This window comes from Pseudoalteromonas sp. SIMBA_162, from assembly GCF_046535955.1.
In the GTDB taxonomy this organism is placed as follows: domain Bacteria; phylum Pseudomonadota; class Gammaproteobacteria; order Enterobacterales; family Alteromonadaceae; genus Pseudoalteromonas; species Pseudoalteromonas marina.
In genome coordinates this window covers 14,905-30,709 of the sequence record NZ_JAWJBQ010000019.1, presented here as the reverse complement: position 1 = coordinate 30,709, position 15,805 = coordinate 14,905, and the positions used below count along the sequence as shown (strand labels likewise).

Annotated in this window: 18 protein-coding genes and 2 tRNA genes; 12 read left to right on the top strand and 8 right to left on the bottom strand. The window is 38.1% G+C overall.

Features of this window, described 5'->3' with window-relative positions; all coding sequences use genetic code 11:
* Positions 1 to 1,185, bottom strand: coding sequence for a tyrosine-type recombinase/integrase (locus tag R0J88_RS14340; RefSeq protein ID WP_248474547.1), 1,185 nt, complete (start codon positions 1,183 to 1,185; stop codon positions 1 to 3).
* 311 nt (positions 1,186 to 1,496) lie between these two features.
* Between R0J88_RS14340 and R0J88_RS14335 the strand changes: the two genes are divergently transcribed.
* Both R0J88_RS14335 and R0J88_RS14330 read left to right on the top strand, forming a co-directional pair.
* Positions 1,497 to 2,033: a YaeQ family protein gene (locus R0J88_RS14335; protein WP_058430311.1), complete on the top strand. Its 537-nt coding sequence runs from the start codon at positions 1,497 to 1,499 to the stop codon at positions 2,031 to 2,033.
* 22 nt (positions 2,034 to 2,055) lie between these two features.
* The gene (locus R0J88_RS14330) at positions 2,056 to 2,661 is read left to right on the top strand and encodes an alpha/beta hydrolase (RefSeq protein ID WP_010558086.1); all 606 of its coding nucleotides are present in this window, start codon (positions 2,056 to 2,058) and stop codon (positions 2,659 to 2,661) included.
* Here R0J88_RS14330 and R0J88_RS14325 read toward each other — a convergent pair.
* Positions 2,658 to 2,867: a hypothetical protein gene (locus R0J88_RS14325; protein ID WP_008128335.1), complete on the bottom strand. Its 210-nt coding sequence runs from the start codon at positions 2,865 to 2,867 to the stop codon at positions 2,658 to 2,660. The genes R0J88_RS14330 and R0J88_RS14325 overlap by 4 nt on opposite strands.
* 326 nt (positions 2,868 to 3,193) lie before the next feature.
* Here R0J88_RS14325 and R0J88_RS14320 point away from each other — a divergent pair, with 326 nt between their 5' ends.
* Positions 3,194 to 3,667: a Dps family protein gene (locus R0J88_RS14320; protein WP_010558088.1), complete on the top strand. Its 474-nt coding sequence runs from the start codon at positions 3,194 to 3,196 to the stop codon at positions 3,665 to 3,667.
* 70 nt (positions 3,668 to 3,737) lie between these two features.
* On the opposite strand, the gene R0J88_RS14315 is transcribed toward R0J88_RS14320, so the two are convergent.
* The 3 genes from R0J88_RS14315 to R0J88_RS14305 form a co-directional block, all read right to left on the bottom strand.
* Positions 3,738 to 5,813 carry a S9 family peptidase gene (locus R0J88_RS14315; protein ID WP_410900225.1) on the bottom strand — a complete coding sequence of 692 codons (2,076 nt, stop codon included), beginning with the start codon at positions 5,811 to 5,813 and terminating at the stop codon, positions 3,738 to 3,740.
* A gap of 144 nt (positions 5,814 to 5,957) precedes the next feature.
* Positions 5,958 to 6,521 (bottom strand): chitin-binding protein, encoded by a 564-nt coding sequence (locus tag R0J88_RS14310; protein ID WP_243532208.1) that lies wholly within the window; start codon positions 6,519 to 6,521, stop codon positions 5,958 to 5,960.
* A 194-nt stretch (positions 6,522 to 6,715) separates the two neighbouring features.
* A complete protein-coding gene (locus R0J88_RS14305; protein ID WP_410900224.1) occupies positions 6,716 to 7,372 on the bottom strand; it encodes a cytochrome b/b6 domain-containing protein in 657 nt (218 codons plus the stop codon).
* 98 nt (positions 7,373 to 7,470) lie between these two features.
* Between R0J88_RS14305 and R0J88_RS14300 the strand changes: the two genes are divergently transcribed.
* The 3 genes from R0J88_RS14300 (at position 7,471) to R0J88_RS14290 (ending at position 9,188) form a co-directional block, all read left to right on the top strand.
* Positions 7,471 to 8,175, top strand: a complete 705-nt coding sequence (locus tag R0J88_RS14300; protein ID WP_276754515.1) for an AzlC family ABC transporter permease — start codon at positions 7,471 to 7,473, stop codon at positions 8,173 to 8,175.
* Positions 8,172 to 8,471, top strand: a complete 300-nt coding sequence (locus R0J88_RS14295) for an AzlD domain-containing protein (RefSeq protein ID WP_010558093.1) — start codon at positions 8,172 to 8,174, stop codon at positions 8,469 to 8,471. The genes R0J88_RS14300 and R0J88_RS14295 overlap by 4 nt, the downstream gene beginning before the upstream one ends.
* A gap of 219 nt (positions 8,472 to 8,690) precedes the next feature.
* On the top strand, positions 8,691 to 9,188 hold the full coding sequence (locus R0J88_RS14290) for a glutathione peroxidase (protein WP_410900223.1): 498 nt from the start codon (positions 8,691 to 8,693) through the stop codon (positions 9,186 to 9,188).
* A 115-nt stretch (positions 9,189 to 9,303) separates the two neighbouring features.
* Here R0J88_RS14290 and R0J88_RS14285 read toward each other — a convergent pair whose 3' ends face one another.
* On the bottom strand, positions 9,304 to 9,489 hold the full coding sequence (locus tag R0J88_RS14285; RefSeq protein WP_010558095.1) for a PA3496 family putative envelope integrity protein: 186 nt from the start codon (positions 9,487 to 9,489) through the stop codon (positions 9,304 to 9,306).
* Positions 9,490 to 9,870: 381 nt separating this feature from the next.
* Between R0J88_RS14285 and R0J88_RS14280 the strand changes: the two genes are divergently transcribed.
* The 5 genes from R0J88_RS14280 (at position 9,871) to R0J88_RS14260 (ending at position 12,920) form a co-directional block, all read left to right on the top strand.
* Positions 9,871 to 10,668, top strand: coding sequence for a YggN family protein (locus tag R0J88_RS14280; RefSeq protein ID WP_276754520.1), 798 nt, complete (start codon positions 9,871 to 9,873; stop codon positions 10,666 to 10,668).
* A gap of 865 nt (positions 10,669 to 11,533) precedes the next feature.
* Positions 11,534 to 11,674 carry a hypothetical protein gene (locus R0J88_RS14275; RefSeq protein ID WP_008128321.1) on the top strand — a complete coding sequence of 47 codons (141 nt, stop codon included), beginning with the start codon at positions 11,534 to 11,536 and terminating at the stop codon, positions 11,672 to 11,674.
* Between the two features lie 217 nt (positions 11,675 to 11,891).
* Positions 11,892 to 11,982 (top strand) — tRNA-Ser (locus R0J88_RS14270).
* Between the two features lie 49 nt (positions 11,983 to 12,031).
* Positions 12,032 to 12,124: transfer RNA gene (locus R0J88_RS14265), tRNA-Ser, on the top strand.
* 307 nt (positions 12,125 to 12,431) lie between these two features.
* Positions 12,432 to 12,920 (top strand): RNA-binding protein, encoded by a 489-nt coding sequence (locus R0J88_RS14260; protein WP_410900222.1) that lies wholly within the window; start codon positions 12,432 to 12,434, stop codon positions 12,918 to 12,920.
* On the opposite strand, the gene R0J88_RS14255 is transcribed toward R0J88_RS14260, so the two are convergent.
* Positions 12,904 to 14,028, bottom strand: coding sequence for an aminotransferase class V-fold PLP-dependent enzyme (locus R0J88_RS14255; protein WP_006793834.1), 1,125 nt, complete (start codon positions 14,026 to 14,028; stop codon positions 12,904 to 12,906). The genes R0J88_RS14260 and R0J88_RS14255 overlap by 17 nt on opposite strands.
* 1 nt (position 14,029) lies before the next feature.
* Positions 14,030 to 15,199: a PrnB family protein gene (locus R0J88_RS14250; RefSeq protein WP_410900221.1), complete on the bottom strand. Its 1,170-nt coding sequence runs from the start codon at positions 15,197 to 15,199 to the stop codon at positions 14,030 to 14,032.
* Between the two features lie 127 nt (positions 15,200 to 15,326).
* On the opposite strand from R0J88_RS14250, the gene R0J88_RS14245 reads away from it, so the two are divergent.
* Positions 15,327 to 15,782, top strand: coding sequence for an Lrp/AsnC family transcriptional regulator (locus R0J88_RS14245; protein WP_058405878.1), 456 nt, complete (start codon positions 15,327 to 15,329; stop codon positions 15,780 to 15,782).
* Positions 15,783 to 15,805 lie beyond the last annotated feature (23 nt).

Sequence of the window (15,805 nt, the reverse complement as noted above, 5' to 3'; positions counted from 1 at the left end):
TTACTTTGAATTAGCCTGCTCAATCAGATCACTCCACCAAGCCATTATTGGCCTGCGTTGCTCTAAATAATCAGAGCGGTTATATGCCGCTCTTGTTTCGTTTTCATCTGCGTGGGCTAGGCAGGCTTCGACCAAAAGGCTGTCGTAACCTTCCTCATGAAGAGCTGTAGATGCAACTGAGCGCAAGCCATGAGCCACCAGCTTATCTTTGTAACCCAAACTGCGTTTAATCGCGGCATTGACCGTATAAGTGCTTGCATGGCCCTTTTCATTACGCTCACTCGGGAATACATATTCATGGTGACCGCTCAATGGTTTCATTTGTTCAAGTATTGCCAAGGTAGCAGGCGTTAAAGGCACTCTGTGAGCCCTTCTACGCTTCATTTCTTCAGCAGGAATCACCCAAACAGCCTCTTCAACATTAATGTCTGCCCACTTAGTGCCTGCGGCTTCCTTTGAACGAGTCATTGTGTGCAACTGCCACAAAATTAAAAGCTTGGTTTTGTCCTGAATGGTTTGAGAGTTATTCACAGCCGTTAAAAAATCAGGTAGCTCTTCAGGCCTTATTGTAGCCATGTGCTCAACCGTGTTTTTAGTAAATACTTTTATAATTTTTGCTAGTGGATTGGCATTGATAAAGCCATGATTTACCGAGTAATCCATGATCTGGTTTAAGCTTTGGCAAATACGCTTAATTGTGGAGTGCTTAGCGTCAGCCTCAAGTGGCCTGAGAATTTCAATGGTATCAATCGCTGTAATGCTTTCTAAAGGCGTGTCTTTCAACTTGGGGAAAATATACATCTCAAGTGTTCGCCATTCCCTAGCTGCGTGATGAGGCGTCACAGTAGGCTGTTTGCGTTCAAACCAAAGCTCTGCAGCAGCATAAAATGTATTAGCTAGCTTTCTACTTGCTTCAAGCTTCTTGGTACTTTCGTATTCTTTAGGATCAATACCTTTAGCTAAAAGCTGCATATAGTTTACTGCCACACTTCTGGCTTCAGCAAGAGTAACAGCTGGATAAGCACCTAAAGAAATTTTGGTCACTTTTTTATTAACTGTATATTTAAACCGCCAAGATTTAGTGCCATTCGCCCTAACGCGCAATACTAAACAATTACCATCTGAGAAGCTTTGTTCTTTACCTGTAGCCACTATTGATTTTATCTTGCGATCAGTTAAACGCATATTTCGCATAACCCATATATTCAATTAATAACATGAGTATATAGCAATTTTATAACTGGGGGTACTGGCTGGGGTACTGAGCGGTTCGGATTTAGTAATCACCATGCGGAATGTGGCGGAATAAAATAACGGTAACCCACTGATTTAAATTGAGAAAAACTCTTTCTGCGTATGCTGATGGAAGTTAATGCAAGCGCCCAGGGAACCACTGGATAGCCATTTTTAACTCCTAACGTATATTTAGACGCTATTTTAACTGGCAATTCATTTAATTGCGCTATACTGGCGAAAATATTTTTAGATTAGTTGTTATGGCTCTTAAATCAACCATTATGAAGGCACAATTATCGCTTAGCGATATGGATCGCCATGTTTATCAAGATACAAACTTAACTCTGGCTCAGCATCCATCGGAAACTGACCAGCGGTTAATGATTCGCCTGCTCGCGTTTGCACTTAACTATTGTGATGGTTTAGAGTTTACTAAAGGGTTAAGTGCTGATGACGAGCCAGAGCTTTGGCACGTTAATTACAGTGAAGAAGTGGAGCTTTGGATTGAGCTTGGCTTACCTGACGAAAAGCGCCTTAAAAAAGCCTGCAATAAATCTAAAAAAGTTGTGCTTTATACCTACGGTGAGAACAACCAAGCTATATGGTGGCAAAAACACCAACCCAAATTGTACGAATTTAAAAATTTAAGTATTTTTAGTTTAGACTATGCAGCAACACAGGCACTTGCAGACCTAGTTGATCGCAACATACAGCTTACAGTCACCATTCAAGATGGTGAGGTATGGGTTAACACTGATAATACAAATATTGAGATAAAACCACAGCAATTAATGTAATTGCTGTTGCTTTAGGGGTTATATGAAAGTTAAACACGTTATTGTTTTACATGGCTTGTATATGTCTGGCTTTGTTATGCGCCCCCTATGCTCTAGGTTAGAGAGCTCAGGCGTTAACGTGTTAAACCTTACATACAATACTCTTGACCCAAATCGTGATGCTATTTTTACACAAATAGATGAGTTTATTGGTAACGAACCAACAGCTTTAGTATGCCACTCTATGGGTGGGTTAGTAGCTAGAGCTTACTTAGAAGCTAACTCAAGCGCGAGCCAATTCGTTACAAAAGTAGTGACGCTTGGTACTCCGCATCAAGGCAGTCACATTGCACAAAAAATGAAACAAAAAGGGTTTGAAGCTTTTTTAAAAAATAGCGTTGAGTTTTTACTCACACAAAATGGTAACTGGCCATTTAAAGCAAAGCTTTATAGTATTGCTGGCGACCTACCAATCGGCTTAATGCCTCTTATTGTAAAGGGTAGCAAGTCAGACGGCACGGTTCTTCTTGATGAAACTAAACTAAAAGGTATGGCAGAACACAAAGTGTTTCACTTAAGCCATACCAGTATGATTTACTCACGTGAAGTGGTCGATTATATTTTAAAGTGTTTAGGCGAAGGCAGTTAATCTTCTGCTGCCTCAGCTATTTTATAACTTAGTATAACAATAACCCCGAGCACCAACGGAATTGGCGCAGCTATATAACCAAACACGTCTGAGTTAGCGATACTTGCACCCGCTAGATGAGCTACTAAACCAAGCACAAATGCCACCAGCGCAATACATACCACAATTAACTCTGCTTTATTTTGTTTGCCTGTTTTTGCGTACATGTTCACTCTCCTAATTAATTCAGCATCATTATTATGCGCTTTCAAAAAGAGTGATTTTTGACCTAAATCAAAAAATAAATTAACAAATTTAATAACACCTTCTAAGCTTGTTTGAGATCATATTTTACGCAACAAACCACCTTAAAAAATTGAGGTGAATTTTAATAATTAGACCCCATGTCTGTATAGAGCAAACAAAACTTATGTACCAGTCATTTAATAGGTTTTAACTATTAACTCTATAGATATAAACAGTTTCACTAATCTAACTAAAAAAGTAATACTTTACTCAAGTTAGCAAACAAACGGTTTTTAAGGAGCAAGTTATGTCACAAGTAAATGCAATTGGTTTAAACAGCGCAAAAAGCGACGACATTGTAAAATCACTTAATACTCTACTGAGTAGCTACCAAATACAGTATATGAATGCTCGTGGTTTTCACTGGAACATCAAAGGCCGTAACTTTTTTGAATTACACGTTAAGTTTGAAGAAATTTATAACCTGTTACTTTTGAAAGTTGACGAGATTGCAGAGCGTATTTTAACGCTCGATGGCGCGCCGCTACATGCATTTTCAGATTACCTTGAAGTAAGTGAAATAAAAGAAGCAAAAGGCATAAGTGATGGTGTTACAGCCGTAGAAAATATATTAGCGGGCTACAGTACATTAATTAAAAAGCAACGTGAGATTTTAAACCAAGCGGGTGATGCAGGCGATGAAGGTACAGCATCATTAATGGGAGACTACATCTCTGAACAAGAAAAACTAGTTTGGATGCTAAAAGCTTATTTGGATTAAGCTAAACGTTATTCTGATTTTGAAAGCCTCAGCTACCACTGAGGCTTTTTTGTTTATTTAACAAAATGTATCATTTAACCAACGCAATAAAAAATGCCATTTCAAGTGCTTTTTCTTCCAAGCTTTTAAAGCGTCCAGATGCGCCGCCGTGACCTGCGTCCATATCGGTTTTAAATACCAATATATTATTATCTGTTTTGTATTCTCGCATTTTAGCAACCCACTTCATGGGCTCCCAGTACTGCACTTGCGAGTCATGTAGGCCGGTAGTGACTAATATATTAGGATAATTTTGTGCGCTTATATTGTCATAAGGCGAATACGCATCTATTACATTATAAAACTGTGGATCGTTTGGGTTTCCCCATTCATCGTACTCATTGGTGGTCAGTGGAATACTCTCGTCCAACATAGTGGTGAGTACATCTAAAAATGGCACATGACACCCTACACCACAATATAACTGTGGAGCTTGATTCAGCACCGCCCCCATAAGCAAGCCACCCGCACTACCACCGGATGCAAATACTTTGCTGCTATCACAGTATTTTTGTTCAACCAGCGCTTTTGTTACGTCGATAAAATCACTAAAACTATTTTGTTTATGTGTTTTTTTACCTTGCTCATACCAATTGCGGCCTAGCATTTCGGAACCACGCACATGTGCAATGACATAAACAAAACCACGGTCAAGTAAGCTGAGCGACGTGCTAGAGAAGCTCGGATCAATGGTGTAACCATAAGCCCCATACCCATATTGAAACAATGGGTTGGTGCCATCTTTTTTAAAACTATCTTTTCGGTATACAACAGAAGCAGGTATTTTGACGCCATCACGCGAAGTAATCATCAGCCGCTCAGACTTATAATCTGTGGCTTTAAAGTCACCTAATACCTTTTGCTGTTTAAGCAATGTTTTTTCACCCGTTATAAGGTCAACATCGTACAAAGAACCTGGAGTGGTTAAGCTTGAGTAATAAATGCGCGCCGTTTTAACATTGGGCTCTGGGTTCATTGCAACAGCAGCGTAATAGCAAGGATCGTCAAACTCAAGCGCCATACGCTTGCCTTCTTTATTTACTACAACAAAACGTGCTTGTCCTTGCTCTCGTTCGCTGAGGACTAAAAAATCATTAAAAAGCTCAACGCCTTCAAGTAATACATGTTCCCTGTGGGCTGTATGCTCTTGCCACTGAGTTTTATCTGCAATGGTCTGCTCGGTTGCAGTCATCAATCTAAAGTTTTTAGCTTGCCAGTTCGTGACAATATAAAATGTGTCACCTAACTTATCGATATCAAACTCATGGCCCTCTTCTCTTTGCATGAGTGCGCTAAATTGACCTTGCGGATTATTGGCATCAAGCACCCATGTGTCGTTGGACTCAGTAGACGCCAAATCAATTATAATTAGCGCTTCATCTCGGCTTTTACCCAGTCCCATAAAAAAGCTGCTGTCTTGCTCTTCATACACCAACACGTCTTGGCTTTGCGCACTTCCCAGCTCATGCCTAAATACTTGGTACCCTAATAAAGTTTGCAGATCTTTTTTAACATAAAAAACGGTTTTATTGTCGTTTGCCCAAACAACTTGCCCTTCTGTATTTTCAAGCTCATCAGTGAGCATTTCACCTGTTGATATATTTTTAAAACGAACGTTATAAATACGGCGACCCTCAGTATCTTGTGAATATGCCATAAGCTGCTCATTAGGGCTTAATGCAACTTCCCCAAGGTCAAAAAATTCAAAATCTTGTGCAAGTTCGTTTACATCTAGCAAAAGGGCTTTATTTTCAGCTTTAATACTTGTGCTACGATAATGACGCGCATATTCATCGTCACCGCGCACTTCAGAGTGATACCAGTATTTTCCATCTTTGACGGGCACGGAATTGTCGTCTTTTACAATACGCGCTTTTAACTCTTCGAATAAGGTATTTTGCAAGGGTTTAATACATGCTAATTGCTCATCGCAATAGTTATTTTCGGCTTGTAAATGTGCGAGTACTTTTTCATTTTTGCGCTCATCATCACGCATCCAATAGTAATGGTCGGTTCTTTTTTTATTATGTGTAGTTAATGTGTGGGGCTGCTTTTCAGCAACAGGGAAATGAGGCAACAAGCGTAAAGAGTAGTCTGAACTAGGCACAAATAAACCAAATTAAAGAAGTAATAATGCTCGCAGTTTATCATAAAAATAAAAAAGCCCACTCAATAGTTGAGTGGGCTTAAAGGCAACCGATTTATTCCTAAACCTGTAATACCTATGGGAAGAAACATGTAATTAACTAATTTATAATTGCAGCCAAGCCATAGCCCAACTTTTACCTATCCCTGGTTCAAATATTGACTGTTTATCCTTTGCTTTTCGACAAAACTCGTTAAAAGGCCAAGGCCTACATTGATATATGCAACCATCTTTAGGCTGTAACACCTTAGTACCTGCGTTATAGCGTTCACTATGCTCAGGGTAAACATACTCATACAAGCGTTGAGTACTCACGTCACGATCGTCGCATTTTGCAATACAATGAAAATCAATATGCGCTTTGCATATACCGCTACTTTGCAATGCAAAGATTTTATTATTCCGATAAGCGACTACTAAACCGTGTTCAGTCATTTTTCCTGCACTAACCAAAGGAATGTGAACATTAATGTATTCTGCTATCAAACGCGGCCAAGCGTGAGGCTCCCCTTGTTCAAATGAAGTAATTTTAAAATCAAACGATAAGCTAATTAGCTCTCCTTGCATGTCATAAAAAGTTACTTTCACCACATCACCAATAAATAATTGAGTATGATGATTTAAGCAACCAATTGTTGACCATTCCCCGCAGGCCAACGACGTATGCATAAACACGGCTACACCTTAAGAGTGACATAGTTTATTCATTATGAATAAACAACAAGCACCAATAACAAGTAATACTGCAAACCATTAACTTGCCAAGGAAGTGCTAATTATAAGTACCCACTCCCCAACAATCAAACAAAAGAATGTAACCGAGTTCTACAACCAGTAATTAAGGACCACTTTAAAAGCTAAATTTATCCAAATAAGTACTGCAAAGGCTCTTGCCCCCAAGTAAATGCGAGTACAATTAGTAAGCCTGCAAATATAGCCCACGCGAGCCAAGGCGACTTAGTTACGGAGCTTTGTACACTGTTTGATTTTGATGCTTTTTCTCCAGTAATCATTGCTTTTACTAAAGGCTTACCTTTAATCTTGTACACAACAATTGCCGCTATATGCAAGCCTATTGCATACAGCAATATGTCAAAATTGAGGTGATGCAGCCAATTAGCAAAATCGACCGTATCACTCGATACATATTCAACAAGCGGGCCGTCAGTTAAAATACCGTCGCTACTCATCAACCCGGTAATTAATTGCGTTAATATAAGCGTAAAAAAAGCAAGAACCATATAGCTGCCAGGAGCAGAGTGTCCAATGGTGTCAATCGGTTTTTTAAGCCCCTGTAACACAGCCTTAGGTGAGTGAAACAAGCCACTTAATTTTGCTGTTCTACTACCCACAATCCCCCATACTATTCGCGTAACAATGAGCGCTAAAATAAAGAACCCAGCAACAAAATGCAGCTCAATCATGCCTTCTTCTACACTAAAATATAAAACAGCAATACTAATGACTAACAGCCAATGAAAACACCGTATAAACCCATCCCATACTTTTATCGTCGTCATTGTGTTTACCCTCTAAAAAACAGTATTATTAAAATGCTAATCAACCTCATAATAAGGTGTCGTTATCTGCCATTCTACAAGCCAGCAAGGTAAATGCTATGCAACCAGTTAAAAAAGCGATAATAAAAGGCTTTTTAGATATGCTTCCGCTTTGCTTAGCCGTTATTCCATGGGGAATACTCTGCGGCTCTTTAGCTATTCAAAATGGGTTTACAGCTCTTGAAACACAAGCCATGTCGTTACTGGTCTTTGCAGGTTCAGCTCAACTTGTCGCTATTGAACTTATGGCGGGTAACACCCCCTTACTTACCATATTATTCACCACGTTTATAATTAGCTCTCGGCATTTTTTATATGGACTTGCTGTTAGGCATAAAGTCATAGATCAACCAATGCGATGGCGCCTACCTGTTAGCTTTGTATTAACCGATGAATTATTTGCGTTTTCTCATCACCGCAAAGCTTATCGCACAAAAGTGCGTTTAGTTTATGCGCTTAGTGCAGGCTTTAGTTTTTACATCGCATGGAATATATGGACATTAATAGGCATTGTTGCAGGATCTATGCTTCCTGATTTAACTAACTTAGGGCTCGACTTTGCAATTGCAGCTACTTTTATCGCCTTAGTTATTCCAGGTATTAAAAATACCGCCTCTTTAGTGACTGTTACTGTGGCAGGTATTACTGCTACGTGGTTAAAAAGCACAGGGTTTGAATTATGGCTAGTGTGCTCCGCATTATTAGCAATGAGTGCAGGTTATTCAACGGCAAGGCTAACAGCGAAAAAGGACACTAAAACATGATGACCACTATTTTACTCATGGCCTGCATTACGTTTTTTACGCGTTATTTATTTTTACACCGTGCACTGCCGTTTAAAGTAGGCCCTAAAATGCAGCAATTTTTAAGCTTTAGTGCACCTGCCGTGCTTACCGCTATTTGGGTTCCTATTGTATTTTTGGGTGAAGAAGGCATAAACCTACATTGGCAAAACCCTTACTTAAGCGCCGCTATTGTAGCCATTATTGTAGCTTATAAAACACACAACATTTATTACACAACACTTGCCGGTATGGGTTTGTTTCTAATTTTAAATTAGGGCTTATTACCCTCTAAAGTTAAGTTTTAGCAGCCAGAGGATTGTTTATTATTTTTCACCGACAAGGATGTGGAATTAGGTATAATCAATACGCAAAATTTAGCTCAAACTATACCAAGGCCGTTAGGTCACACACCTCGCTCCACGAATAAACTTTATACTTTATGTAAAACCTTTACCGCGTTAAAATATGCCTAACAACAATAATAAGAAGCCACCATGCAAAAGTTTCATCAATTAAGCGCAACAAGTCTACAAGGCCAACCTATTAACTTTGATGACTTTGAGGGAAAAGTTGTACTCATTGTTAATACTGCAAGTAAATGCGGATTTACTTACCAGTACGCATCTTTACAAGCGCTTCATGAAAAGTACGCCAGTCAAGGACTTGTGATTATAGGCTTTCCGTGCAATCAATTTGGCCAACAAGAACCTGGAGATGCGTCGCAAATAGAGCAAGGGTGCTTAATAAATTATGGAGTCAGCTTTTTAATAACAGACAAAGTTGATGTGAATGGTAAAAATGCACACCCTGTATTTCGATTTTTAAAATCAGCATTACCGGGGCTTTTAACTCGAAAAATAAAATGGAATTTCACTAAGTTTTTAATTGCAGCCGATGGCACGCCAATTAAGCGCTATGCCCCTTTTACTAAGCCAGAAAAGATAGAGCTCACTATACAAAAAGCATTAAGTAAGGCTAAAAGCACGCAGTAAAAAGTAATAAAGAGGCTATTAGCCTCTTTATTGCCAATGTAACAACTGCTTAAGCGTACTTATCTGTGCACTTAGCTGCCGTTATTAATTGGTATTGTATTTATACTAGTGCAATTTAATCAATGTAATCGCTTAAGTCATCTTCGCCTAGATTTTTGCGCAAGCGTTTTTGCTCAAGGTAGTCTTCCAACTTTTTCTTAACCTTTTGCTTGTTTTTATCGTGTTGATTTCGACCGACCATTTCGTATTCGTCTTCAACAAAATCATCATCTAGCGCATCGTAACTAAATGTCTTACCCACAACCCACTCCATAAAGTGTTTGAGACCAATTACGCTTTAATTAATGTAATTGGTAAATTAAAAAATTTAACACCAATATGCTGTACAAATTAGCATCAAAGTAAAGCCACAAAGCCATAGTAAATAGCCTTCATGTCATTAATGTGAATAAATAGCGCTAAATTGCAATTGTGGAAAGTGAGAGTTTTTTATCGTATCGATAAATTTTTTTTATAAATTTATATTCATTGGTTAATTTCACCAAAATATAGTCTAATAATAAAAACCAAACAGACCTTTAAACCCAGCAAAAAACACAAGCCATTGCTTTTGTTGATAAAAAAATAGTGGCACCAAACTTGTTATTAGTTATTTGTTATCAACAAAAAATAGAGTCATCACATGAAAAAATTACTATTAGTTAGCGCATTAATCTGTACACCTGTTGCTATGGCACACAACGATAATGATTCAACAATTTCATTTAGCAACGATCAATGCGACGTAGAGTTTAAAAATGATGTTCGCATCAAGCCAAACGAACTAGAAATTTTTACAGCAAAAAACCAAGCTATGCAATTCAACAGCAATGGCGATTTAATGGTAAACGGTGAGTTTGTAGCGCTTAATAACTTACAACGCCAAGCTCTTACTCAATACTCTGATAGCTTACGTATACAGCTACCCGAAGTCGCTAATATTGCATTAGACGGCGTAAAAATCGCCGGTGTTGCTTTAGAAGAAGTCGGTAATGCTTTTAACATTAATGGCTTAGACGATATGTCATCGTTAATGGACGATATACGCGTAGAAGTAGAAAACACGTTTTATCAAGAAGGCACCTTTGTTATGGGCCAGCAAAGTTTTAACCAATTTGGTGAAAACTTTGAGCATCAGTTTGAAAAACAAATAGAAACAGCCGTTGAATCAGCAGTCATGCAATCTATGGGTAGTATCCTGGTCGCGCTTGGATCGGAGTTATTAGGTTCTGGCGGCGATATGGATGCATTCGAAGAACGCATGGAAAATATGGGCGCACAAATTGAAGAGAAAGTAGAGTTACACGCGAACAACTTAGAGCAACGAGCTAATTCGTTATGCGGTAATTTTGCTGAAATTGCAAAACAAGAAGAGCAGCTAGTAACGTTAGTTCCTGAGCTAGAAGGTTATCAATTATTTACCTTTAAACACGTTAAATAACCCGCAATTAACTCACTATATTTAACATCCCTTCAGCAGCATTTTATTTCATTGAATGCTGCTTTTTTGTATCTGTTCTGTCTCTTTTTTCTCGTTTATGTTGTTCGGCTCAGAATAAGGGTCATTGGTCTAGTTATTACTTGCCTAAGTAAACAACTTTATGGCTTTATACAAACATAGACTGCGTTCGTTATTTATCGTTATAAATAATAAAGATGAAAGCAGCGTTTTATGGACATAAATTTAACTCATATGCCCCCCTGTTTTTGATAACACTAAAGATTTAATCATCCAATTTTTAGTGGCTAAGCAAGACTAAAATATTCAGCAAGCAATTTGCTTCAAAATTTATGCCCTTAGCAAAAAGCTGAGAGGCTCCATCCCCAGTTAGACACGTTTAAACGTAACTAACACTAAAGCGCCTGCCTCATAGCAGGCGCTTTTTATTTATTAGAGAAGCACTCTATTAAAAAATCGTATTTTTAAGTCAATTACTATTTTAAATATCAAATTATTGACGATTTTTATTGCGATAAACATAACTACTAGCTGCAATAAAAAACACTACAAACACAATGATTAAAAACCTAAATAAAATAATCTGAATAATTACCCATTTAAAACAATCGAATATGCATAAATAAAAAACAAAACTAGTAAAAATACATTTAAAACAACAAACTAAAAAATAACCGAGTAAAATAAAAATTAAAAAACAGAAAAAACACAATTAAACATTTGATTAACAATTAGCACTTCAGATAAAAATAACTAATGCCTCACAGGTAATTTTTATCGTTTTATTTTTGTACACTTTGCATGCAAAATGCGCATGTTTTCAACAGACCTAAACCGGAGCCAAGTGATGAACCCTATAAATACATTAAACCAAACAGCAAACACACAAATTGCAGTTAAACCAACCAACCGAAAAGCAAAAATGCTAGCTAGACTTAATACGCTTGGAAAAAAATTAGCACTTGGCGGCGCAGCGCAATATAAATAATCACCCAACCATGGTTATTTATTCGGTGCAGCAAACACCCAACCACTAAAAAGTCTCTTTTTTAGCTCCCACAGTTTGCTGCAACCTCTTTATTTTATTAATAATTGCCTTAATTTCCCCTAATTTGTAAAAAAACACGTATTTACGTCTATTTTTTAGGCAAACAGACATTTTGCTATTTACACACCCCCATCACCTAAGTATTATTCTGCGTCACGGAGAGATGGCAGAGTGGTCGAATGCACCGGTCTTGAAAACCGGCATAGGTTTGTAGCCTATCTAGGGTTCAAATCCCTATCTCTCCACCATATTTTAATTGGTGGTTTTTTATATCATCAATACAACCGGTTATGCGTTGGAGAGGTGTCCGAGTGGCCGAAGGAGCTCCCCTGCTAAGGGAGTATAGAGTTTGTAGCTCTATCGAGGGTTCGAATCCCTCCCTCTCCACCATATACTATATATAAACCACTTAATTGTGGTTTTTTTGTGCCTAAATTTTAACACTAATACTAAATTGGAGGGTGAGACCCTCGACAGGGTTCGACAAAATGTCTGGAACATTTTGGGCCGCTGCAAGCGTCGCACAGCGATTGATTACATGGATGTAAGCAAGTCTATCCCTCCCTCTCCACCACATACTATATAAACCACTTAATTGTGGTTTTTTTTGTGCCTAAAATTTATAAAAATTAAACAAATTGTAACCCGCTATCACTTAGTGCATTATTACTAAAACGATAGCCACTTTAGGTTTGCTATGAACAGGTTCATATTGTTAATTACATGCACAGCGCTACCTTTTTTTTCTTTTTCGCAAAATACAACGGTATACAAGTGTGTAATTAAAGGTGTTCCTACCTTTAGCCAAACACCTTGCTCAAAAGATGCCGAACAGATCACACTAAAAGAAATCAATATAATTGAAGCCTATAAAAGCCCCACTCAAGCAAATAATGTTACCGATAGTTCAGTAGACAATTTTTTAGAAGTTCAGCAAATAGAACGTGAAATAAACAAGCTACAATTAACACTTAAACAAACAGAAAAAACCTACCAAGAGCAGGTAAAGCAAGCTAGCTATGTTACACAAGATCAGGCTAACCGGTTAGGCGCCTCTTCTATTGCTGACGCCATTGCTAAAAAAACAGCGCCAATTACCAGCGCATATGAATCAAAGGTTACGCGTACACAACAACAAATAGATGCTTTACGTCAACGAAAGCAGTTGCTTAGTCAAATTCCTTAAGCGCTTGCTTTATGGTATTGATAAGCGCGTTTACATCTTTTTTCGTTGTGTAAATATGCGGTGAGACTCGTATTCCGTGTTTGCGCTCGTCAACACTCATGTTTGCTTTACCCAGCGCTGCTAATATTTGCTGCTGTTTATTCTTAAAAAACAAAATAACGGTACCACTACATTGATTGCTTTGTATTGGTGATACAACAAATTCACTTAAATGCTGATGAATATTCGAAATCATCGCGAGATTATGCTCTCTTACCTTTCTAACTGTCAGATCTGCAAAGTAATTTATACTATTCACAGCAATCACGTACGGGGCTATAGAAGGGGTGCCTCCCCAAAATCTCAGCGCGCTGTGATGATAACTAAAATGGTTAATATTAAACTCAAAGGGGTCTTCATGAGAAAACCACCCTACATCTTTTGGCTTACACTGCTCCAGCTGGTTTTGATTAACCCATAAGTAGGCTGCACCTGGCCCGCCGCACAACCATTTAACACTTGAGCCAATCATGAAATCGGCATCAAGCGTTGTTAAATCAATAGGCAACACTCCAGCAGATTGCGCCACATCAATTATTGAAAGGCTATTAGTCATCTTACTGCGTAGTACAATATCGCTTATCGGTGCTTGAACCCCCGTATTTGAATAAACATGGCTTACAAACACCATATCTATATCGGATGTTAAATAACGCTCCCATACAGCTATATCGCTTAGGTCTTCTTCTTCAGGAATAAACGTTATTTCTGCACAACGCGGTAACGCCTTTTGCATTACAAACCCCATACTTGGAAAGTCGCTTTGTGCCATAAGCACTTTGCAGCGTGCTTGTTGTAATTGAGGGTGCGACATAACTAACTTAGTTAAACCGCTTGATAAGTTAACTTGCGGGCAAAATTGTGAACTTGGCGAATTAAATAACTTACCTAGTGCAGAAGTAAACGCATCTATTTGAGGTAACCATTGTTGCCATGGCTCTTTATTTGAATCTTGCCATGGTGATAGATAGTGCTCTGTAAAGTACTGTTGAGAACTTTTTAGTGGCCTGCCGACGGAGTGGCTTAAAAAGTAGCAACCTTCAGATATACAAAAATCATTTTTAAGCATATTACTTCACCCACTCTTTTAATGAATTGAGATCATCAAACCGCGTTTTTATATCGTCCCTTTTTGCCGCAGCGCGTCTATCCCTCAACTTTTCTAACGAATCGAGTAATACATGAAGTGGCGGTCCACTTGCCGTTACTTTACTTAAATGTTGCTCTTGCATTTGCTTTGACGGTTGCGCAATAAATTTTTCTACTAATTGGTTATGATGTCCGATTGCTGTGTCACCATGTAACTTACATACTTGCATAAATAGCTTTCCATGTGATTTAAACCAGTTGCTATTTTTATATTGATGCGCCTGTAAAAAATCGTCCATAAAGCTTTGTATTCGCATTGACTCTCTTAATATTTGCTGATCTTCTGGCATCATATACAAAAACTTATCCACCAGCATTTGTGAGTAGCTTGGCTCATTTGCACTACAAAGACCAAGCAACATATCAATTACGTTAATTCCGGCAAAATCGCCTGCGTTTGCACCTCGATAAATCTCTTTACCAACACGGTATGGTTTGTAGTAAGGGCGAACGCAGTTAAAAAAACGATCTGTATCTAATTGTGTGTAAAGTGCATTGTTAGATTCAATTACATTAATGAGCGCGTACTTTGCAGCCTTTAGTAATTCACCACACAAAGGGTGCGAAATACCCAGTGGTACTATCTTTAATAAGGCATCACTTGCTCGCTTGTAGGCTAAAATACCTTGAGTGTTATAATCTAAAAAAAGTTTTTCATCAGGTAAATTAGTAAAGCGCTTATAGGTGCCATTAACAGCTTTATTGTGGGTGGTTAAATGCGCGGTAGCAAACCGCGGTGTTACACCAATAGACGCACCAATATGCATTGCCAATGCCGATGCCTCTACCAAAGGTGAAGTAGTTTCTCTACTGGGCTCAGTTATTTCATGGCGGCGACATGCAGCCATAAATAACCCAACATTGCCTAATAAATCAAATGCACGATCAAACCCTTGATCGGTATTTCCTTCGGCTAACAAGTGTGAAATTAATACATTGCCTTGCCTTTTTAATTGCTGCTTTAATTTCTCACCAACACCTTCAACATTTGCTTTATCGAATTGCTGCCAATAAAGCTGCTCTAATTCTGTATTTATCTCTACAAATTCAGTGCGTATCCAATCATCAAATGTGGCCGTATGTGTATTCATTATTTTGCTCTATTATTTTTATATTTAAATGCTAACAGAGTCGTGCGAGCGTAAATCGTCAAAAAAATGTATAAAAAAGCCTATACTTAGGGGAAATCACTAAAAAAACAAAAGTAGTTACCAAAATATGTTAGATAAAAAAGATCAGCAAATACTAATTACTCTGCAAGCAAACGCCAGAATATCGGTGTCTGACCTCGCAAATACAATTAGCCTATCTGATACTCCCTGTTTAAGACGGATTAAAAAACTAGAAAAAGAACATATTATTACGGGCTATCACGCTGCAATAAATCCTAAAGCGCTTGATCTCAATGTATTGGTGTATGCTTTTATTAGGTTAAATCAAAATTCAGTTAGCGCGGCAGATCAATTTGAACAATCCGTAGAAAAACTTTCTCATGTATTAGAGTGCAGTGTAATATCAGGTAGTTATGATTATTTATTGAAAATTATTGCCAACGATCTTGAAAGCTATGAACAATTTGTTAAGCATCAGCTAGGTGGCTTAAGCTGTATCGCTAACATAGAGTCAACGGTGGTACTTAAGCAATCATTTACTAAAAAGCAGCTTCCGTTGTAATAGTGCTGCAAATAAAGTGTTGT